The sequence below is a fragment of the Pseudomonas sp. ANT_J28 genome (assembly GCF_008370005.1).
Classification (GTDB): Bacteria; Pseudomonadota; Gammaproteobacteria; order Pseudomonadales; family Pseudomonadaceae; genus Aquipseudomonas; species Aquipseudomonas frigoris.
Window position 1 is genome coordinate 135,421 of the sequence record NZ_VOBM01000005.1, and the last position, 20,507, is coordinate 155,927.

A 20,507-nucleotide genomic window follows, 5' to 3' on the forward strand; every position below is an offset into this window, starting at 1 on the left:
CATGAGCTTTTTTAACTGAAACTCGCGTCCCAACCGGTTCGAATACGACATTTCGGCAGGCATAAGTGCCGTGAACCGGCCATCGCAGAGGAGATTGGTTGTTTTTTGAGCAAGGGGGTGCGGGCTAAAACTTGGGAAAAAGCCTACGTTTAAGCGCGAAAAATCTCGGACTTTGAGTCGCAGTTTCTCGATATACGGTCACCAAAGAAACACCGCGAAATGGTTTTGCGAGGGATTAACGGAAATGAAGCGGGGATGCGAGCAGAGCGCTCTAAGACAACGCTTTGCGCTGAGGAAGCTCTTCGCAAGTCCGTCGATCCATGAGTGACCGACGAACTTGCGTCGCAGCTTCTGCCTGATCCGGCCCTTGCGCAGGCACTCCCTGTACCCGTAGGTCACTCCGCCCCTGAAACAGGCAGAACGTCCCGGCCCCTTGATCATGCGTCTACCGTCCTCGGGTAGCGCAGTGGAAAGAAGCCATGCTGCTTCTTTCATGTTACGAATTCAGTACCAGTGTGGATCTTTCTTCAGCTGTTCCATCAACAAGTCCTGCATACCGACTTGTCGCTGTTGCCATGGCACAACCGCCCAAAAGCAGGGCGGCTGCCAGTGTCTTTGACAAAACGCTCATATTCACCCTCGACCGCGACGGCCAAAGAAGAAGGAAGCAATGAACATCACCAGGAACACGACAAAGAGAATCTTGGCGATACCCGTGGCGGTGCCCGCGATACCACCGAAGCCCAGTACCGCAGCGATGATGGCAATGATCAAGAATGTGATTGCCCAGCTCAACATGGTGATTCTCCTTACGCTTCTATTTAGAGATGTTGCTTTTGGTGCTTTTCCCGGCGCATCTAATGCGCCAAGTTCATGTGTTTAGAACACCCAACGTTCCTGGCGAGCCATCTCATCCGCAGGCTGAGCCTGGTCGACGTCCATCATTCGCATTGGGGGGCTGTCAGCCTGGTTACTGCTGGCCGCGATGAAATGGGTTTGTGTCGGGTGCTGAATCGACAAGTGTGGCGCTTCTTGCTGTTGGCTCTGCTCCCAACGCTGAAACTGCTGGCCGCCGATAAAGGTGATTAATAGCGCCAGAACAGCAAACAGACCTTGCTGGATATGCAGTGGCGAGATACGCAACTGGGCGGCACGTTGGCGACTCATCCTGAAGCTCCTCCCACACGGTGGTGATCTTGGTTGGGGGCGACGTCTAAATGCCCTGGTTACTCAGACCATTGCAGCCTGCATGCCAGCTTTTCATGATAATAAAAATCAATAAAATCAATTAGTTATGAATGATGTCGAATTCGGATCGGACGCATCCTGCACGATGGTCCTTTTGAAGTCGTGCGTAATGCACGATGGACTCGTAGGAACTTTCAATATTTTTGAATTGCGAGGAGGGCGTGGATGTCACAAGGGGACACCGGCAATCGCCTGCGAACCGGCTATCTGATAAAAAAACAACAAAATCAGGCGATTAGCCGTAGGGTGAGGAGAGAGCTACGCTGCTGTGGCTGGAATCGACCAGAATCAACCATGCAACTTGCCCGATTATTCCGGGACTAACCAAGATAATTCATTAAGGAGCGTAGGAAAATGGAATCAGCCAGTCAGCATCAAGGCCGCATTCTGCTGGTGGACGATGAGTCCGCCATCCTGCGTACTTTCCGCTATTGCCTGGAAGATGAAGGCTACAGTGTCGCTACCGCCAACAGTGCCGCTCAGGCTGATGCACTGCTTCAGCGCCAAGTCTTCGACCTGTGCTTCCTCGACCTGCGTCTGGGTGAAGACAATGGCCTCGATGTGTTGGCCCAGATGCGCATTCAGGCGCCTTGGATGAGGGTGGTAATCGTCACCGCTCATTCGGCCGTGGACACTGCCGTGGATGCCATTCAGGCCGGTGCCGCCGACTATCTGGTCAAGCCTTGCAGCCCCGACCAATTGCGCCTGGCCACCGCCAAGCAGCTGGAAGTGCGGCAACTGTCGGCACGTCTGGAAGCCCTTGAAGGCGAAGTACGCAAACCCAAGGATGGCCTCGACTCTCACAGCCCGGCGATGAAAGTCGTGCTCGAAACCGCCCGCCAGGTGGCCAGCACCGATGCCAATATTTTGATTCTCGGCGAGTCCGGTACCGGTAAAGGCGAACTGTCCCAAGCCATTCACGGCTGGAGCAAGCGCGCGAAGAAATCCTGCATCACGATCAACTGCCCGTCCCTGACCGCCGAACTCATGGAAAGCGAGCTCTTCGGCCACAGCCGTGGCGCGTTCACCGGGGCCAGCGAAAGCACTTTGGGGCGAGTCAATCAGGCCGACGGTGGGACGCTGTTTCTTGACGAGATCGGCGATTTTCCGTTGGTTTTGCAGCCTAAACTGCTGCGTTTCATCCAGGATAAAGAATACGAACGGGTGGGCGACCCGGTCACCCGCCGCGCCGATGTGCGCATCCTCGCGGCCACCAACCAGAACCTCGAAGACATGGTGCGCGACGGCCGTTTCCGCGAAGATCTGCTCTACCGCCTGAACGTGATCACCCTGCACCTGCCACCCCTGCGCGAACGCAGGGAAGATATTCTGAACCTGGCCGATCGCTTTCTGGCCCGTTTCGTCAAGGAATACGCGCGTCCGGCTCGGGGCTTCAGCGACGAAGCCCGTGAAGCGCTGCTCGGCTACCGCTGGCCGGGGAACATTCGCGAACTGCGCAACGTTGTGGAGCGGGCAAGCATCATTTGTCCACAGGAACGGGTCGAGATCAGTCACTTGGGCATGGCTGAAACCCCGGTCAACAACGCACCTCGCATCGGCGCTGCGTTGAGTCTGGATGAATTGGAAAAAGCCCACATCGGAGCGGTACTCGCCACTGCAGATACGCTAGACCAGGCCGCCAAGACCCTGGGTATCGATGCCTCGACGTTGTACCGAAAACGCAAGCAGTACAACTTGTGAGCTGTCTCCGATGAGACTGGCGATGAAGTTGCGCACGCGGCTGTTTCTGAGTATTTCCGCACTGATCACCGTGGCGCTGCTGGGGCTGTTGCTCGGGCTGGTCAGCGTGATGCAGATGGCGAGTTCCCAGGAAGCGCTGATTCGCAATAATTTCGTCACGCTCGACCTGGGACTGAAATTGCGTCAGACCTTGGGCGATCAACTGATGATCATGCTCAGCGAGAAGCCGGATCCTGCAGCGTTCGAGGCGTCCAAGCAGCATTACTTTCAGTTGCTTGATGACGGCATTGTCCATGCCCAGGCTGGCGATGAGCGCCAGCACGGTTTCGAACAGGCCAAGACTGACTACCTGAGCTTTCTACAGGCATACGACCTGTCACGTGACTCGATGCAAGTGTTGAGTGGCAATAAAGAACTCACCGAAAAATTCAATGCGCTGCGCAATGGTTTGATCGTCGAGCAACAGCGTGCGCTGGATAACATCAATGCCACCGAGCGCCAGGCTCGGGAGAGGGCGCTGCTGGTTGCCGGCCTGCTCGGGTTGGTGGGGTTGGCGGTGCTGATCATCGGTTTCGTCACTGCCCACGCTATTGCTCAACGTTTTGGTGCACCGATCGAGGCCTTGGCCCAAGCGGCGGACAACATCGGCAAAGGCAATTTCGAAGTGACGCTGCCGATTTCCTCGGCCGTGGAAATGAACCAGCTGACCAAGCGCTTCGGGATCATGGCCGAGGCCCTGCGCGAGCATCAGGCCACCAATGTCGATGAGCTGCTCGCAGGCCAGCAGCGTTTGCAGGCCGTGCTCGACAGCATCGACGATGGGTTGCTGATGATCGATCGCGATGGCCGTTTGGAACACCTCAACCCAGTGGCGCAGCGTCAGTTGGGTTGGGACAGCGATCGTCTCGGTCAAGGACTGGGTAAGGCGCTTGAGCGTCCCGAACTCGATGATCAGCTGCAACTGGTGCTGCGCGGCGGCACCCTTGAGCGGGCGCCTGAGGACCTGAGTATCGAGGTCGACGGTGAGTCGCGGTTGCTGACCTTTAGTCTGACGCCAGTCAGCCATACACAGGGGCATATTCTGGGCGCCGTGATGGTGCTGCATGATGTCACCGAACAGCGGGCGTTTGAGCGGGTGCGCAGCGAGTTCGTCCTGCGCGCCTCCCATGAATTGCGAACGCCGGTCACCGGGATGCACATGGCGTTCGGCCTGTTCCGCGAGCGCGCGCACTTTGCCAAGGACTCGCGTGAAGCTGATCTGCTGGACACCGTGAATGAAGAGATGCAGCGCTTGATGCAGTTGATCAACGACCTGCTGAACTTCTCCCGCTACCAGAACGGATTGCAGAAGCTCACGTTGGCGCCGTGCTCCATCGAGGATTTGCTGGAGCTGGCCCGGGCACGTTTTGCCGGCCCTGCAAAAGAGCAGGGCATCGACCTGCTAGTGGAAGTGCAAGGGCCATTACCGCGATTGCAGGCCGATCAGCCGCAGCTCGACCGGGTGCTCGATAACCTGATCGACAACGCGTTGCGCCACACCACTTCCGGCGGGCAAATACGTTTGCAGGCTCGACGCCATGGGGATCGAGTGATTGTCAGCGTCGAGGACAACGGTGAAGGCATTGCCTATGGCCAGCAGGGGCGGATTTTCGAACCCTTTGTACAGGTGGGTCGCAAAAAGGGCGGTGCCGGGCTCGGTCTGGCATTGTGCAAGGAAATCGTGCAGTTGCACGGCGGCCGGATGGGTGTTTATTCGCGGCCAGGGCAGGGGACTCAGTTTTATATGGCGCTGTCAGTTTAAGCCGCAGCCGCTTCAGGCTTCGTCATCGAGACGTCGGGCGGCCAATCGGCGGCCACGGGTTATCAGCTCGGTGAACTGCACCGCACTCAACGCATGGGCGAATAGCCAACCCTGACCGAACTTCACGCCTTCACTGCTCAGTAGCGCCGCCTGGGATTCGAGTTCGATGCCCTCGGCAATTACCTTGAGTTGCAGGGCCTGAGCCATGTGAATGATGTGCGGGGCGACACCGCTACTTGCAGCGTCATGCCCCAACGCATCGATAAACGCCTTGTCTATTTTCAGGCAATCGACTGGCAGGGTTTGCAGATAGGCGAGGCTGCAATAGCCGGTGCCAAAGTCATCGATCAGCACTTGATGCCCGACGTCCCGCAAGGCTTGCAGGTTTTCTCGGGCTACCACGACATCGATCAATCCCCGCTCGGTGACCTCAAAGGCAATTTGTTTTGCCGCGACGCGGTGCAAGGTCAGCAGTCGCGCCATTACCTGACCGATACGCGGCACCATGACGTCGCAGGCCGCCAGGTTGACCGATATGTACAGTTGCGGATTGGCCCGCAACAATTGACCCAGCTGCTCAAGCAGGCGTTGCAGGACGAAGTCGGTCATCTGGCGGATCTGGCCGGTGTTCTCCGCCATCGGAATAAACAGGTCGGGGCTGGTCAGGGTGCCGTCCGGTCTTCGCCAGCGCAGCAAGGCTTCTGCCCCGACACAGTTGCGGCTGTCGAGGTCGAAGATCGGTTGATACAGCACCTGCAATTCGCCTCGTCGTATGGCGCCACTCAGTTCGGCGTCCAGCGACTGTCGCTGGCGCACCAGCAGAAGCACCAGAAAGCCCACGCACATGGCGAGTGCCAGGCTGGCCGGCAGCAACCACCACCAGACTGCGGGCACATGCATCCCGGTGCGCGGGCTGATCAGCACCAATTGGTATTCCGGATTGTTGGTGGGCATGCGGTAAATCAAGCGGGTATGCGTCACTTGTAGCGCGTCGAGGCTTTTCGGGGGCCAGGGTTCGGTTGGTGGCCAGACCTGCAAGACACCCAGCACCGGAATCGCGCGCGTACCGTGGTCGAGCACCACCAGCAGGCTGCTTCCCGGTGGCAAGTCGACCATGTCGGTCAAATGCCCGCGAGACGTCGCGACACGAAAATTTCCGCGTCCGAGCATCAGCGCGGCACGGTTTTCATCAGGTTCGGTGGTGGTGTTCAGCCAGTAACTGTAGGTCGGCCCCTTGATGTCTGGCGGCCTTATCATCGACAGCCCTTCCTGGCGGGGGCGGTTGGAACAGATCCGCGAGGCGTCCATATAAGCGGCTTCGTAAACGAAACGGTAATTGAAGCTGACCTGTTGCAAGGTCGCGATCATTTCGTCATCGCAGCCGCGTAACGGCTGGGATTCCAGGTCGTCGAGGCTTTCACGCAGTTGCCCGAAAAGTTGCTCCAGGCGAGCAAGGAAGCGCTCGCCCTGGGCATTCATTTCTTCACTTTCGCTCTGCTCGACTTGATGCATGGCCACGAACATGCTGCCGGCCATCAGGAGTGTCGCGCTCAAGGCAGCAGCCAGTATCGCCAAAAACCAAGGGCGAAAGAACCAACTACGTAGCGTCTCTCGAGCAGCAGGCATAGGGAATATCCGAAGAATTACCAATGAGTTATAGCTGCTGATTGGAAAAAAGCCCTGACCGTCGGGCGGGCGTCATTATTTTGTCTGGTTCAAGACTTGTAGAAGCGCCGCGGTTTGCGCATCCGGGGTGCCGTCGAAACGTGACGGTCGGAAATGCATCTGGAAGGCCGCAATCACATGACGTGTCGCAACATCCAGTTCGCCGGTTTGCGGCGTGGGATAACCCGCGCGGGCCAGCTGTGCCTGAAACCAGCTGATGGTTGGCAGTTGTACTTCGAACTGTGCTTGTTGACGCGTTACGGCCTGCTCGTTCGGCCAGATTCCCAGGCCTTCGGCAGCCAGACGTTTCCAAGGGAACAGCGGCCCCGGATCAAGCTTGCGCAGCGGGGCGATGTCGCTGTGGCCGATGATGCTGCGGGGATTGATGGCGTAACGCTTGCTGATGTCCTTGAGCAGGACGATCAGGGACTGGACCTGGTCTTCGCTGTAGGGGTACCAAAGGCGCCCGGTAGGGGTGTCTTTAAAACCCGGATTGACGATTTCGATACCGATGGAGCTGGAGTTCAACCAGGTCCGGCCCTGCCATTCGCTTTCCCCGGCGTGCCAGGCTCGGAGGTTTTCATCCATCAGCTTGTAGATGGTGGCGCCCTTGTCGTCGCCAATCAGATAGTGGCTGCTGACGTCGCCGTGGGTCAGCAGTTGCAGCGAGCGTTCCAGTGAAGCGTTGGTGTAGTGCACCACCACGAACTGTATGCGGCTGTCGTAATTGGCTGAAGGGTGACGGGTGTCGAACCGGGGGCCGCTGGCACAACCGGCCAACAGAATCAGCGACACGATGAGAGATAGATATTTCATGGCAGAAGGCAATACACGCAAGACAGTAATGCAACAGTGTAACGTACTGTCTTGCGCGCAGAAGGCCGACGCGATGTTTTAAACAAAATGGAACAATTGACCGTCAGCCCAGTACCACTTGGTTACGGCCGGCATGTTTCGCGCGATATAGAGCCTGATCGGCTCTTTTAAGGACCAGATCGCTATGTTCGCCGGGCTTGAATGCGGTCAGGCCCATGGAAATGGTGATGGTTACCGGCTCACCCTTGAAGTGGAAAGGGCAGGCTTCGATCGAGGCGCGCAGCTTTTCCAGCAGTTTCGCACCAGCAGCTGGCACTGTGTCTGGCATCAACAGGACAAACTCCTCACCGCCGAACCGGGCAATGAAATCCGTCCCACGCAGGCGCTTGTGTAGCACGCTGGCGATGATTTTCAGTACTTTGTCGCCCGCCAGGTGACCATAGTTATCGTTAATGCGTTTGAAATGGTCGAGGTCGAGCATTGCCAGCAACAGGGTGTTGCCGTGTTGCTGCCATTGGTTTATTTCGTGATCCAGCCGTTCGCTCCAGGCTGCCCGGTTAGGCAGCCCGGTCAGTGGGTCGATCAAGGCTTTCTGCCGCTGCTCTTCGAGATGCTCGCGGTAGCCCAGGGCTTCCTGCTCCATGTGCGCAACGCGTTCGGCCAGAGCATGGAGGCGGACCGCGACTTCCTGCTCACGCTCGTCACGCTGCTTCTGGTGCTGGTCCATGGTGCCGAGCAGGCCTTCCAGATGGTTTTCCAGCACGTGCTTGAGGTCGTCCAGGTTGGCTGCTTCCTGCATGCTGCTCTGCAAGCCGTCGACCTGCTCGCGGATCTGCGTGTCCATCTCGCGTGCGGCGGAACGGTTGTCGGCATGGCCTTCACTGGCGGCTTGCAAGTTGCTTTGGAACGACTCGAGGCGTTCGTTTAGCTGTTGCAAGTAGACTTCGAATTCATGCTGGCCACTGTCGGTGATTGCCAGCATCAAGGTTGCCAGATCGTCGAGGATTGGCAGCAGTTCGTACCAATTCAAACCGTTTTGCAGGCGATCACGCATCGCTTCGGCTTGCGGACGATGACGCTCGGGCAGCGTCAGGTCGTCGAGCAGGCCCAGGAGCGTGTCTTCGATATGCTTGGCCACCGAGCTGTAGGACGGCTCGGGTGAGTCCGGCAGGGCGTAGAGAACATCCTGCTCGGATTGTTCAGTGTCTACGGCGGCCAACACCTCGGCCATGGCCGGGGGCAACGGCAGGCTGTCGAGATAGACCACCGGGGTTAGTTCGTCGGGATTGATTGCCGGGAGAGCCTGGGTGGTTGGCTCGATGATCAATGGCGCCGATTCTTCTGGATGTTCAATGTCCGGTGGCGATTGCGGTTGTGTATCTGGAGTCTGGGGTCGTGCTTGCTCCGACTCAAGCACCGGCGGGACAAACGCTACGACCGCAGGAGAAGGCGCTGGCAGAGACTCGATCGCCAGTGGCTCGAGTGCGGCGGCAGCGGCGACTTGTGCAACCGCCCCTTGCGGTTTATCGACCTCTGGTGCGAGATCGACAGCTACCTGTGGTGTTTCGGTATGAGGCACAGCAACTGCTTTGGCATGTTGCGGGATGGGCATCGGGACGGCGGCGGGGGTGACCTGTGATGCCGTTTCACCCGCTTCACGGCTACCGAACAGTCGCTGCAGCAAACCCGGGCGGCCGGGTTCTGCCGGGCTTTCAAGCTGATACAGAGCTTTGGCTTGCAGACCGCTCAGTTCGCTGAGCAGCAACGGAATCTCGCGCGCCTGCCCGACTCTTGCATCCAGCTGCTTGGCGAAGTTTTTCAGCGGCCGGCTTACTTCCCGGGGCAGCGGTAATGTTTGCAGTTGCGAGACCAGCGCGGTCAATGCCGCGCTGGTCTGGTTGACCCGGGTTTCCCGGCGTTGTTCGGAGTCGAGTACGGCTTTTTCCAGCCGCGGAAGCAGGGCAGCCAGGCCGGCGTCCATGTCGTCGGTGCGCACGACTTCACGCATTTCCTTCATGCATTGGTCAACGACGCGGTCGGTACCCTCGGCTGCCAGCGTGCTGCGTACCAGACCACGACGCAGCAGGTCGAGTCGGGCGTCCCATCGACGTTCGAGCTTTTCCTGTTGTTCGATGCTTTTGAGGTATTTTTCTTTCCAGCGTTGTGCTTCGTCGCTCATTCATGGGATCCGCGAGGGGCAGGACTCAACGCGGGCAATGCATCGGCCGTGAGCGAACCCGGCAGACGAATCTCTACCGCGACCGGCAGGTGATCGGAAATGGGTTGTGCCAGCACCTCGACCTTTTCAAGGGTCAGGGTGGGGCTCAGCAGAATATGGTCCAGACATCGCTGCGGGCGCCAGCTAGGGAACGTCGCTTCCAGTTGCGGCGCGAGCAGGCCGAGGTCGCGCAAAGGGGAATTTTGCAGCAAGTCACTGGCATGGGTATTCATGTCGCCCATCAGCACCTGATGTTTATAGCCGCCAATCAGCTCGCGGATGTAAGCCAGTTGCATGCTGCGGGCGCGAGCGCCCAGTGCCAGGTGCATCATGACCACCACCAGCGCCTCAGGACCTTCGCCAAAGCGCACCAGAATTGCCCCGCGACCCTTGGGCCCCGGTAGTGGATGATCTTCAATCGCCCACGGGCGCAGGCGGCTGAGCACACCATTGCTGTGCTGGCCGAGGCGTCCGAGATTGCGATTGAGTTGTTGATACCAGTAGGGGAATGCGCCGAGCTGGGCCAGGTGTTCGACCTGGTTGACGTAGCCTGATCGCAAGCTGCCGCCATCGGCTTCCTGCAAAGCGACCAGATCGAAGTCGCCCAGCAAATTGCCGATCTTTTGCAGATTGTCGGCACGCCCGGTGTGCGGCAACAGATGCTGCCAGCCTCGGGTCAGGTAGTGGTGATAACGCTCGGTACTGATGCCGACCTGGATATTGAAACTGAGCAGACGCAGACGGCTGTCCGCAGGCAGGCCCGTCGATTCCAGATGATGCTCGTTGACCCGCGGATCATGCAGGCCAACGACGCGTTCAGTGCCCCAGCGGCGCATGGCAGTCGCCGCGCTTAGTTGGCAGCAGCCTTGCTAGCCGCTCGCTCTTTGTCGATCAGCTTGTCGGCCAGTTGCAATGCTTGCTCGGCGCCGCCGGCAGAGCCCACGTCGAAGCGATACTTGCCGTTGACGATCATGGTCGGAACGCCGGAGATTTCATACTTTTTGGCCAGGTCAGTGGCCTTGACGATCTGGCCCTTGATGGCGAAGGAGTCGAAGGTGGCCAGGAACTTGTCTTTGTCTACGCCCTGAGTGGCCAGGAAATCCGCCATTTCATTCTTGTCGACCAGCTTCTTGTGTTCTTTCTGAATGGCGTTGAACACCGCAGCGTGAACCTTGTTTTCGACGCCCATGGCTTCAAGGGTCAGGAACATCTGGCCGTGTGCGTTCCACGGGCCGCCGAACATGGCCGGGATGCGGACGAAGTTCACGTCGGAAGGCAGTTTCGCAACCCATGGATTGATCACGGGTTCGAAAGCGTAGCAGTGCGGGCAGCCGTACCAGAACAGCTCCACCACTTCGATCTTGCCAGGCACGGCTACCGGGACGGGATTGGTCAGTTCGACATAAGGCGCTGCGGGTGCTTCAGCAGCTTGGGCGGTCATGCCGAACAGGCTGGCAGCGACGAGTGCGGCGCTGATGATCAGATTACGCATGCTTTACTCCTGGACAATTTGGGTCGCCTCGCGCGACCTGTTTTCAGACAGGTCCTGGCGGGCTTGAGTTCTGTAGTGTAACGGCAGCGGCCACAAAAAAGGGCGGCCTAAGCCACCCTTTTTATACTTGCTGCGACGGATTAATAGAGCGTTAACGTTGCGGGAGATGTACACCTCGCGCAACCCCCGATTCGTCGGTCTTAGTGCAGGCCCTGAATATAGCTGGACACCGCTGCGATATCTTCGTCGCTCAGCTTTTTGGAGATGCTCTGCATCGGCTTGGTGTCGCCATCGTTGGTGCGGCCGGCTTCTTCCTTGCGGAAGTCGGTCAGTTGCTTGGCGATGTATTGAGCGTGCTGGCCGCCCAGGTGTGGGAAGCCGGCAGCTGCGTTACCCGCACCATTTGGCGAGTGGCAACCGGTACAGGCTGGCAGGCCCTTGGCCAGATCGCCGCCGCGGAACAGTGCTTCACCGCGAGAAACGACTTTCGGGTCGGCGGCGCCAACGCTGCCTTTCTGGCTGGCGAAGTAGGCGGCGATATCGGCCAGGTCCTGATCGCTCAGGTTGGTCAGCAGGCCGGTCATTTCCAGTACCGTGCGTTTGCCGGACTTGATGTCGTGTAGCTGCTTGTTCAGATAACGCTCGCCCTGGCCTGCCAGTTTCGGAAAGTTAGGCGCCATACTGTTGCCATCCGGGCCATGACAGGCGCCACATACTGCGGCTTTCGCCTGACCAGCAGTCGCATCACCTGCAGCATGGGCAATGCCGGAGATCCCCACGGTCAACAGCAGACTCACGATCAATTTGTTCATCAGCTAATCCAACTACGGCTAAGGGTTAAAGAGTTATGGACCGGGATCACTCGCTCATCCACTGGATGATTGCTTGGTAATCCTCGGCACTGCAGTCCATGCACAAACCACGCGGCGGCATCGCCTTGAAACCCTGGGTCACGTGTTGCACCAGCGTCTCCATACCTTTCGCCAACCTAGGCGCCCAAGCTTCCTGATCGCCCTTTTGGGGCGCCATGGGTAGTTGGCCGGAATGACAGGCACCACAAACACGGTTGTACACAGCTTCCGGATCCTGTGTAGCCTGAGCGCTGTAAAGCGGCATCAAGACACCGGCAGCTAGCAGCCATTTCGTCATAAAACGACCTTTTCAGGGTTGAGAGCGTTCTGCGTTCTAGTGCGCAATCAAGGTCAATCGCTCTCGTGAACTTCATCCTACGCTGGGACAAAGCGCACACAAAATCTGCGGCATTATATACTGGCGTCACTGAAACGGAAACGACACTGCTCGCCGCGTCCATTCCCGGCGCCGCCCACATCGGAAATCCCATGCAACTCAAGAACCCCATCCTCGGCCTGTGCCAACAGTCCACCTTCATGCTCAGCGCTGCCAAAGTCGACCAATGTCCCGACGACGAAGGCTTTGAAGTGGCCTTCGCCGGGCGTTCCAACGCCGGCAAGTCCAGTGCGCTGAACACCTTGACGCACGCCAGCCTTGCGCGGACCTCGAAAACTCCGGGTCGCACGCAGCTCTTGAACTTCTTCAAGCTAGACGATGATCGTCGTCTGGTCGACCTGCCGGGGTACGGTTACGCGAAAGTGCCTATCCCGTTGAAGCTGCACTGGCAGCGTCACCTGGAAGCCTATCTGGGTGGTCGTGAGAGTTTGAAGGGGCTGATCTTGATGATGGACATCCGTCATCCAATGACCGACTTCGACCTGTTGATGCTCGACTGGGCTGTCGCCAGCGGCATGCCGATGCACATTTTGCTGACCAAAGCCGACAAGCTGACCTACGGCGCGGCGAAAAACGTCCTGCTCAAGGTTCAGGCAGACATCCGCAAGGGTTGGGGTGATGCGATCAGCATCCAGCTGTTCTCGGCGCCAAAACGCATGGGCCTGGAAGACGCCTACACTGTACTGGCGGGCTGGATGGAACTGGCGGACAAGGGCGCCGAGCTCGCGGAGTAAGCTCATTTACAAAAACCGCGGGCAAAAAAAACCCCGGACTTCTTATGGGGAGGGGGAAGTTCCGGGGTTCAAGTTCCGGACCGTTAGGGCGGGGTCCAGATATCTGCCAACACTTAACACAACATTAGGAGCATCGAAGGGCTTCACCACCCATTCAGTAAATCTGAGTGGCGATTCAGGAGATTAGTTCATAATTTTTTAAAAAGCCTTTGGAATAGCCCCTCGAATTTTCCGAACTAAGAGCCCTTCGATCTTTCTGCCGCGGCACTATGCCGCAGCGGAAAACTCCTTTTCACACGGCTCAGTGAGCCTCATCCCAGTTATTTCCTACACCAACCTCGACCAACAGCGGCACATCAAGCTTCGCTGCGTCGCTCATGTGCATGCGAATTTCATCACGGACCTGGTCGACCAAATCTTCACGCACTTCCAGAACCAATTCATCGTGCACCTGCAGGATGACTTTGGCGTCGAGGCCTGACGCTGTCAGCCAGCTATCCACGGCAATCATGGCTTTCTTGATGATGTCCGCCGCGGTGCCTTGCATCGGGGCGTTGATCGCTGTGCGTTCGGCACCTTTGCGCAGGGCTGGGTTTTTCGCGTTGATTTCCGGCAGGTACAAGCGACGACCAAAGATGGTTTCGACGAAACCTTGTTCGGCGGCCTGGGCGCGGGTGCGCTCCATGTACTCGAGCACGCCTGGGTAACGGGCGAAGTAACGGTCGATGTAGGCCTGGGATTGCTTGCGATCAACACCAATCTGCTTGGCCAGGCCGAACGCGCTCATTCCGTAGATCAAACCGAAGTTGATCGCCTTTGCGCTGCGCCGTTGGTCGGTGGTGACGTCTGCCAGTTCAACCCCGAAAACTTCGGCGGCGGTGGCTTTGTGCACGTCCAGGTCATTGCGGAACGCGTGCAGCAAACCTTCGTCCTTGGCCAGGTGAGCCATGATTCGCAGTTCGATTTGCGAATAGTCCGCTGCCAGCAGCTTGTAGCCTTTGGGTGCGACGAACGCCTGACGAATCCGGCGCCCTTCGGCGGTGCGGATAGGAATGTTCTGCAGGTTTGGATCGCTGGACGACAAACGTCCGGTTGCCGCTACGGCTTGGTGGTAAGAGGTGTGAATCCGTCCGGTGCGCGGATTGATCTGCTCTGGCAGGCGATCGGTGTAGGTGCTTTTCAGCTTGCTCATCGAGCGGTACTGCATCAGCACTTTGGGCAGCGGGAAATCCTGTTCGGCCAGTTCCGCCAGCACGGCTTCGGCGGTGGACGCCTGGCCCTTGGCGGTTTTGCTGAGGATTGGCAGGCCGAGCTTTTCGTACAGGATCACGCCCAATTGCTTCGGTGAGCCGAGGTTGAATTCTTCCCCGGCGATGGCGAACGCCTCACGCTCGAGGGCGACCATTTTCTCGCCCAGTTCAACGCTCTGAATGCCCAGCAAGTTGGCATCGACCAGCGCGCCTTGGCGTTCGATTCGTGCCAGCACCGGCACCAACGGCATTTCGATTTCGCTCAGAACCTTGCTCAAGCTTGGGATGGCGTTGAGTTTTTCCAGCAGGGTTTGATGCAGGCGCAGCGTCACGTCGGCGTCTTCGGCGGCGTAAGGCCCGGCCAGTTCCAGCGAAATCTGATCGAACGTCAGCTGTTTGGCGCCTTTGCCGGCGATGTCCTGAAAACTGGTGGTGGTGTGATTCAGGTACTTGAGCGCCAGGCTGTCCATGTCGTGGCGGGTCGCGGTGGAGTCCAGCACGTAGGATTCGAGCATCGTGTCGAAGGCGATGCCTTGCACGGTGATGCCGCAGCTCTGATCGCCACCGATGGCACAGTTGGCCAGAATGTTCATGTCGAACTTGGCGTGCTGGCCAACCTTGAGTTTGCTCGGGTCTTCCAGGATCGGCTTCAGCGCGCGAAGCGCGGTGTCGCGATCGAGCTGATCCGGCACGCCCATGTAGGAATGGGTCAGCGGGATGTAGGCCGCTTCGTTGGCTTGTACAGCGAAAGACAGGCCCACCAGTTGCGCCTGCTGCGCATCGATGCCGGTAGTTTCGGTATCGAAGGCAATCAGCTTGGCATCGTTGAGCTTCTTCAGCCACAGGTCGAAATCAGCCTGGGTGAGGATCGTTGTGTACTTGAGTTCGGTATCGACGGCCGCTTCTTCAGCCACCGGAGCGGCGACTTCCAGGCCGGAACGCTTGGCGTCGCGCTGGTTCTCTTCGAACCAGCTCTTGAACTCCAGCAGGGTATAGAGCTCGGCGAGTTTGTCGTGATCCGGGTTGCCCATTTGCAGGTCGTCGAGGCCGATATCCAGCGGCACGTCGATCTTGATGGTTGCCAATTGATAGGAGAGAAACGCCATCTCCTTGTGCTCTTCGAGCTTGGCCGGCAGGGTTTTGGCCCCGCGAATCGGCAGGGTCGGGACGATGTCGAGTTGCGCATAGAGCTCGGTCAGGCCGCCGTTCACGCCCACCAACAGGCCGGAAGCGGTCTTCGGACCAATACCCGGAACGCCCGGAATGTTGTCGGAAGAATCGCCCATAAGTGCCAGGTAATCGATGATCTGCTCGGGAGCGACGCCGAATTTCTCCTTCACGCCCTCCACGTCCAGCGCACTACCGGTCATGGTATTGACCAAGGTAATGTGGCCGTCGACCAGCTGCGCCATGTCCTTGTCGCCGGTGGAAATCACCACCGGGCGGTCGGCCGCCGCGCTGCTGCGGGCAAGGGTGCCGATCACGTCATCGGCTTCGACGCCTTCGACGCAAAGGAGCGGGAAGCCCAAGGCGATCACGCTCTGGTGCAGCGGCTCGATCTGAACACGCATGTCGTCGGGCATGCTCGGACGGTTGGCCTTGTATTCGGCGTACATGTCATCGCGAAATGTCCCACCCTTGGCGTCGAACACCACGGCGAACGGACTGTCCGGGTACTGCTTGCGCAGACTCTTGAGCATGTTCAGCACGCCTTTGACCGCACCGGTCGGCAAACCTTTGGAAGTGGTCAGCGGCGGGAGGGCGTGAAAGGCGCGGTACAGGTAAGAAGAACCGTCCACCAGGACGAGGGGGGCTTGGCTCATGAGCAGGATCAACCTTTTCGGCGGGTCCGGCGCTAGAATAGCGGGACCGTTGACGACAAAGGGACAAGGTTATCATGCGCACACTAAATCGCCTGTTGCTGGCTGGGTTGTTTGCATCCGTTCCGTTGGCCGTCATGGCGGCGGACGATGCACCGACACCGGAGCCGGAAGTCACTATCCGCACGGAAGGGGATAAAACCATCCAGGAGTACCGTCAAAACGGTTTCCTGTATGCCATCAAGGTCACACCGAAGGGCGCTCCGCCGTATTTTCTGGTGCGCGCGGATGGGACCGATGCAAACTACATCCGCTCGGATCAGCCGGATATGCTGATTCCGTCGTGGAAGATTTTTGAGTGGAAGTAGGTTCTTAATTTCAATCGGCGCTGGCTCAAGCAGCGGCGCCCGTACTGGCAGTTCAAACATGTCTGTGTTCACCCCGCTGGCTCGGCCCGAGCTGGAAACCTTTCTTGCCCCTTACGGGCTCGGCCGCCTGCTTGATTTCCAGGGGATTGCCGCTGGTAGCGAAAACACCAATTTCTTCATCAGCCTGGAGCAGGGCGAATTTGTCCTGACCCTGGTTGAGCGTGGTCCCGTTCAGGAAATGCCGTTCTTCATAGAACTGCTCGACGTGCTGCATGACGCCGACCTGCCCGTGCCTTATGCCTTGCGCACCACCGATGGCGTCGCCTTGCGCGAACTGGCCGGCAAACCTGCGCTGTTGCAGCCACGCCTGGCCGGCAAGCACATCAAGGAAGCCAATGCGCAGCATTGCGCTCAGGTGGGCGAGTTGCTCGGCCATCTGCATTTGGCGACCCAGGCCAACATGATCAAGCGCAAGACCGATCGCGGCCTGGACTGGATGCTGGAAGAGGGCACGCAGTTGCTTTCGCACCTGAATGCCGAGCAGAGCGATTTGCTGCAACGGGCGCTGGACGAAATCTCACAGCAGAAGACGAAAATTCTGGCGCTGCCGCGAGCCAACATCCACGCTGACCTGTTCCGCGATAACGCGATGTTCGAAGGCACTCACCTGACCGGGTTGATCGACTTCTACAACGCCTGTTCGGGGCCAATGCTCTACGACGTGGCGATCGCCTTGAATGACTGGTGTTCGGACGGGAGCGGGTTGATCGACGGGCCGCGGGCGAGGGCGTTGCTTGGTGCTTATGCAGCGTTGCGACCGTTCACGGCGGCCGAGGCGGAGTTGTGGCCGACCATGCTGCGGGTAGCGTGTGTGCGGTTCTGGTTGTCGCGGTTGATCGCCGCCGAGTCGTTTGCCGGGCAAGACGTGCTGATTCACGATCCGATGGAGTTTCAGCAGCGTTTGGCGCAGCGGCAGCACGTCAGTACTCATTTGCCTTTCGCGCTTTAAAGTCAAAAGATCGTCCGAACGCGGCCCGAACCTTCGGGCCGCGTTCGGACGATCTTTTTTATGGGCTTACAACGACTCCAGGCACCCCGCCAAATCATTGCCCAATTTCTCCAGCACCTGCTCATACCCCTGAGCGGTCGCCGGCGTGTACCCGCCCAGCGCGTCCAGTTCCGCCAGCTTCACCGGCAGGCCCGCTACCAGGGTTTCCGCCAGGCGCGGACGCAGCGGCGGTTCGCTGAACACGCAGGTTTTGCCGACTTCCTGCAATCGAGTGCGCATCGCCGCGACGTGCTGGGCGCCGGGCTGGACCTCGGCGGCGACGCTGAATACGCCGGCGTGCTTGAGGCCATAGGCGTCTTCAAAGTAGTCGAAGGCCTCATGGAATACGAAGTACGGTTTGCCCGCGATGCCGGCCAGACGCGCTTTCAAGCGAAGATCCATTGCATCCAGGCGCTCATCGAACGCCTTGAGGTTGCTCTGATAACGTGCGGCATGGGTCGGATCGGCTGCACTCAAGTCAGCAGCCATTTTTGTGGCGATGACACGGGCGTTGACCGGCGAAAGCCACAAGTGCGCGTCCAGGCTGCCGGGACGGTGGTCGTGATCATGTTCGTCGACTTCTTCAGCGTGGGAGTGGCTATCTTCTGCGAAATGTCGCAGTTTCAGGCCCGGCAAATCCTGCACGGCGACGCTGGGCAGCGTACGACCGTTCAGCACGCGTGGCAGGAAACCTTCCATGCCCGGACCGATCCAGTAAACCAGATCCACCGATTGCACCTTCCGTACGTCGGATGGGCGCAAGGCATAGTTATGAGGCGAGGCGCCGGGCGGCAGCAAGACTTCCGGAATCGCTACACCGTCCTGCACCGCCGCGGCGATCAGCTGTAGAGGCTTGATACTGGTGAGAACTTTGACTTCGGCGTGAGCAGAACCCATCAGCAGAAAACTGGCGACAAATGCGACAAAGATAGAAAAAAGTCGGGACACGATGATCACTCGAAGAGGCGAGAACGGGTAACATAATAACGTCTCTCACAAAACTCGTCGCCGCTCATGCCTAAAACACCGATTGCCAGCCGTCCCCACGACCACTCTCATTGCGTCCATAGCGCATTGTCTGAGGCCGATGTTCTGTGCGCACGTCAAGGCCTGCGCCTGACCGCCTTGCGCCGGCGGGTGCTGGAACTGGTATGGCAAAGCCACAAACCGTTGGGTGCCTATGACATTCTCGCGGTGCTCAGCGAGCAGGACGGCCGCCGCGCGGCGCCGCCGACCGTGTACCGCGCACTGGATTTCCTGCTGGAAAACGGCCTCGTACACCGCATCTCCTCGCTGAACGCCTTCGTCGGCTGCAATCACCCGGAACATGCCCACCAGGGCCAGTTCCTGATTTGCCGCGAATGCCACGCCGCCATCGAGCTCGAACAGAAATCCATCAGCGACGCGATCATCGGCAGCGCCAAGGATGTCGGATTTGTCGTCGAAGGCCAGACCGTTGAAGTGGTCGGCCTCTGCTCAGGTTGCCAGGGGGTTTGATGAGCAACGCGCTGATCCGCCTCGAGCAGGTTGCCGTCACCTTTGCCGGGCAAAACGTGCTGGATAACATCGAGCTGAGCGTCGAGCCCGGGCAGATCGTCACCCTGATCGGCCCTAACGGCGCCGGCAAGACCACGCTGGTGCGCGCGGTACTCGGTCTGTTGAAACCGGACAGCGGCAGCGTGTGGCGCAAGCCGAAGCTGCGGGTCGGTTACATGCCACAAAAACTTCACGTCGATCCGACGCTGCCGCTGTCGGTGCTGCGCTTCTTGCGTCTGGTGCCGGGCGTGGACCGCGCCATGGCCTTGGCGGCACTCAAGGAAGTCGGCGCCGAACAGGTGATCGACAGCCCGGTGCAAAATGTTTCAGGTGGCGAAATGCAGCGGGTGCTGCTGGCCCGGGCATTGCTGCGTGAGCCGGAATTGCTGGTGCTCGACGAACCTGTTCAAGGCGTCGACGTTGCCGGTCAGGCCGAGCTCTACAGCCTGATCACACGATTGCGCGACCGCCACGGTTGCGGCGTGTTGATGGTGTCCCACGACCTGCACCTGGTGATGAGCACCACCGACCAGGTGGTCTGCCTCAACCGTCACGTTTGCTGCTCCGGGCATCCCGAGCAGGTCAGCAGTGATCCGGCTTTCGTCGAGCTGTTCGGAAAGAACGCACAAAGCCTGGCGATTTATCACCACCATCACGACCACGCCCATGACCTGCATGGCTCGGTGGTCAGCGCCGGCCCGTCGGCCCCTACCCACGTTCACGGAGATAGCTGCAAGCATGGCTGATTTTCTGCTCTACGCCCTGCTTGCAGGTCTGGCCCTGGCATTGGTCGCGGGCCCGTTGGGTTCGTTCGTGGTCTGGCGGCGCATGGCCTATTTCGGCGACACCCTTTCCCATGCCGCGCTGCTCGGCGTGGCGCTGGGTTTTCTGCTGGATGTCAGCCCGACCGTTGCGGTCACCGTAGGCTGCCTGCTGTTGGCGGTGTTGCTGGTGACCTTGCAACAGCGCCAACCGCTGGCGTCCGACACGCTTTTGGGAATTCTCGCACCGAGCACGCTCTCTTTGGGCTTGGTCGTACTAAGCTTCATGCACGAAGTGCGGATCGACCTGATGGCTTATCTGTTCGGCGACTTGCTGGCGATCAGCCCGACCGATCTGGCCTGGATACTCGGCGGCAGCGCGGCTGTTCTAGCCTTGCTGGTGACGTTGTGGCGGCCATTGCTGGCAATCACGGTGCATGAAGAACTGGCCAGGGTTGAAGGTCTGCCGGTGGCGGCGTTGCGCCTGACCCTGATGTTGTTGATTGCCGTGGTGATCGCTGTGGCGATGAAAATCGTCGGTGTGTTGCTGATTACGTCCTTGCTGATTATCCCGGCGGCTGCGGCACAACGTCACGCCCGGTCACCGGAGCAGATGGCACTGGGCGCGAGCCTGCTGGGTATGCTCGCGGTCTGTGGCGGGCTGGCGCTGTCGTGGTTCAAGGACACCCCGGCGGGCCCATCGATTGTTGTGACGGCCGCCGCACTGTTTCTGCTGAGTTTTGTCCTGCCCCGTCGAGGGGTGTAGACTTGCTCGTTTTTTGCGCAAATAGAGAGTCGCAG

At 59.0% G+C, this 20,507-nt stretch carries 19 protein-coding genes; 8 read left to right on the top strand and 11 right to left on the bottom strand.

Annotation, left to right across the window (positions count from 1 at the left end; translation table 11 throughout):
- Nucleotides 1-633 precede the first annotated feature (633 nt).
- A complete protein-coding gene (locus FQ187_RS04820; RefSeq protein ID WP_003177151.1) occupies nucleotides 634-798 on the bottom strand; it encodes a DUF1328 domain-containing protein in 165 nt (54 codons plus the stop codon).
- Nucleotides 799-879: 81 nt separating this feature from the next.
- Entirely contained in the window at nucleotides 880-1,167 is a 288-nt protein-coding gene (locus tag FQ187_RS04825; protein WP_149628604.1) for a hypothetical protein, read from the bottom strand.
- Between the two features lie 435 nt (nucleotides 1,168-1,602).
- Here FQ187_RS04825 and algB point away from each other — a divergent pair, with 435 nt between their 5' ends.
- Nucleotides 1,603-2,949: a sigma-54-dependent response regulator transcription factor AlgB gene (algB, locus tag FQ187_RS04830; RefSeq protein ID WP_149628605.1), complete on the top strand. Its 1,347-nt coding sequence runs from the start codon at nucleotides 1,603-1,605 to the stop codon at nucleotides 2,947-2,949.
- 10 nt (nucleotides 2,950-2,959) lie between these two features.
- Nucleotides 2,960-4,750 (top strand): ATP-binding protein, encoded by a 1,791-nt coding sequence (locus tag FQ187_RS04835; RefSeq protein ID WP_149628606.1) that lies wholly within the window; start codon nucleotides 2,960-2,962, stop codon nucleotides 4,748-4,750.
- A 12-nt stretch (nucleotides 4,751-4,762) separates the two neighbouring features.
- Here FQ187_RS04835 and FQ187_RS04840 read toward each other — a convergent pair whose 3' ends face one another.
- The 7 genes from FQ187_RS04840 to FQ187_RS04875 all read right to left on the bottom strand — a co-directional run bounded on the left by FQ187_RS04840 (nucleotide 4,763) and on the right by FQ187_RS04875 (nucleotide 12,090).
- Nucleotides 4,763-6,376 carry an EAL domain-containing protein gene (locus tag FQ187_RS04840; RefSeq protein WP_149628607.1) on the bottom strand — a complete coding sequence of 538 codons (1,614 nt, stop codon included), beginning with the start codon at nucleotides 6,374-6,376 and terminating at the stop codon, nucleotides 4,763-4,765.
- A gap of 75 nt (nucleotides 6,377-6,451) precedes the next feature.
- Nucleotides 6,452-7,231 (bottom strand): N-acetylmuramoyl-L-alanine amidase, encoded by a 780-nt coding sequence (locus tag FQ187_RS04845; protein WP_149628608.1) that lies wholly within the window; start codon nucleotides 7,229-7,231, stop codon nucleotides 6,452-6,454.
- Between the two features lie 103 nt (nucleotides 7,232-7,334).
- Nucleotides 7,335-9,410 carry a diguanylate cyclase gene (locus tag FQ187_RS04850; RefSeq protein WP_149628609.1) on the bottom strand — a complete coding sequence of 692 codons (2,076 nt, stop codon included), beginning with the start codon at nucleotides 9,408-9,410 and terminating at the stop codon, nucleotides 7,335-7,337.
- A complete protein-coding gene (locus FQ187_RS04855) occupies nucleotides 9,407-10,285 on the bottom strand; it encodes an endonuclease/exonuclease/phosphatase family protein (protein WP_033059783.1) in 879 nt (292 codons plus the stop codon). The genes FQ187_RS04850 and FQ187_RS04855 overlap by 4 nt, the downstream gene beginning before the upstream one ends.
- A gap of 14 nt (nucleotides 10,286-10,299) precedes the next feature.
- Complete coding sequence (locus FQ187_RS04860) at nucleotides 10,300-10,941, bottom strand: thiol:disulfide interchange protein DsbA/DsbL (protein WP_149628610.1); 642 nt, start codon at nucleotides 10,939-10,941, stop codon at nucleotides 10,300-10,302.
- Between the two features lie 200 nt (nucleotides 10,942-11,141).
- Nucleotides 11,142-11,753 (bottom strand): cytochrome c4, encoded by a 612-nt coding sequence (locus FQ187_RS04870; protein ID WP_008156009.1) that lies wholly within the window; start codon nucleotides 11,751-11,753, stop codon nucleotides 11,142-11,144.
- A gap of 46 nt (nucleotides 11,754-11,799) precedes the next feature.
- Nucleotides 11,800-12,090 carry a cytochrome c5 family protein gene (locus FQ187_RS04875; protein WP_149628612.1) on the bottom strand — a complete coding sequence of 97 codons (291 nt, stop codon included), beginning with the start codon at nucleotides 12,088-12,090 and terminating at the stop codon, nucleotides 11,800-11,802.
- 191 nt (nucleotides 12,091-12,281) lie between these two features.
- Between FQ187_RS04875 and yihA the strand changes: the two genes are divergently transcribed.
- Nucleotides 12,282-12,923 carry a ribosome biogenesis GTP-binding protein YihA/YsxC gene (gene yihA, locus FQ187_RS04880; RefSeq protein WP_046044882.1) on the top strand — a complete coding sequence of 214 codons (642 nt, stop codon included), beginning with the start codon at nucleotides 12,282-12,284 and terminating at the stop codon, nucleotides 12,921-12,923.
- Nucleotides 12,924-13,224: 301 nt separating this feature from the next.
- Here the strand turns inward: yihA and polA are convergent, their stop codons facing one another.
- Nucleotides 13,225-15,996, bottom strand: a complete 2,772-nt coding sequence (polA, locus tag FQ187_RS04885; RefSeq protein ID WP_149628613.1) for a DNA polymerase I — start codon at nucleotides 15,994-15,996, stop codon at nucleotides 13,225-13,227.
- A gap of 74 nt (nucleotides 15,997-16,070) precedes the next feature.
- Between polA and FQ187_RS04890 the strand changes: the two genes are divergently transcribed.
- Together FQ187_RS04890 and FQ187_RS04895 are read left to right on the top strand one after the other, a co-directional pair.
- Entirely contained in the window at nucleotides 16,071-16,361 is a 291-nt protein-coding gene (locus FQ187_RS04890) for a DUF2782 domain-containing protein (RefSeq protein ID WP_008156001.1), read from the top strand.
- A gap of 58 nt (nucleotides 16,362-16,419) precedes the next feature.
- Nucleotides 16,420-17,370, top strand: coding sequence for a homoserine kinase (locus FQ187_RS04895; protein WP_149628614.1), 951 nt, complete (start codon nucleotides 16,420-16,422; stop codon nucleotides 17,368-17,370).
- 66 nt (nucleotides 17,371-17,436) lie between these two features.
- Here the strand turns inward: FQ187_RS04895 and FQ187_RS04900 are convergent, their stop codons facing one another.
- Nucleotides 17,437-18,357 (bottom strand): zinc ABC transporter substrate-binding protein, encoded by a 921-nt coding sequence (locus FQ187_RS04900; RefSeq protein ID WP_149628615.1) that lies wholly within the window; start codon nucleotides 18,355-18,357, stop codon nucleotides 17,437-17,439.
- 66 nt (nucleotides 18,358-18,423) lie between these two features.
- On the opposite strand from FQ187_RS04900, the gene zur reads away from it, so the two are divergent.
- The 3 genes from zur to znuB are packed head-to-tail and all read left to right on the top strand — an operon-like array spanning nucleotide 18,424 to nucleotide 20,472.
- Entirely contained in the window at nucleotides 18,424-18,906 is a 483-nt protein-coding gene (zur, locus tag FQ187_RS04905) for a zinc uptake transcriptional repressor Zur (RefSeq protein ID WP_129439659.1), read from the top strand.
- Nucleotides 18,906-19,691 (top strand): zinc ABC transporter ATP-binding protein ZnuC, encoded by a 786-nt coding sequence (znuC, locus tag FQ187_RS04910; protein ID WP_149628616.1) that lies wholly within the window; start codon nucleotides 18,906-18,908, stop codon nucleotides 19,689-19,691. Before zur ends, znuC begins: the two co-directional genes overlap by 1 nt.
- On the top strand, nucleotides 19,684-20,472 hold the full coding sequence (gene znuB, locus FQ187_RS04915; RefSeq protein WP_046044875.1) for a zinc ABC transporter permease subunit ZnuB: 789 nt from the start codon (nucleotides 19,684-19,686) through the stop codon (nucleotides 20,470-20,472). The genes znuC and znuB overlap by 8 nt, the downstream gene beginning before the upstream one ends.
- The last annotated feature ends 35 nt before the right edge of the window (nucleotides 20,473-20,507 follow it).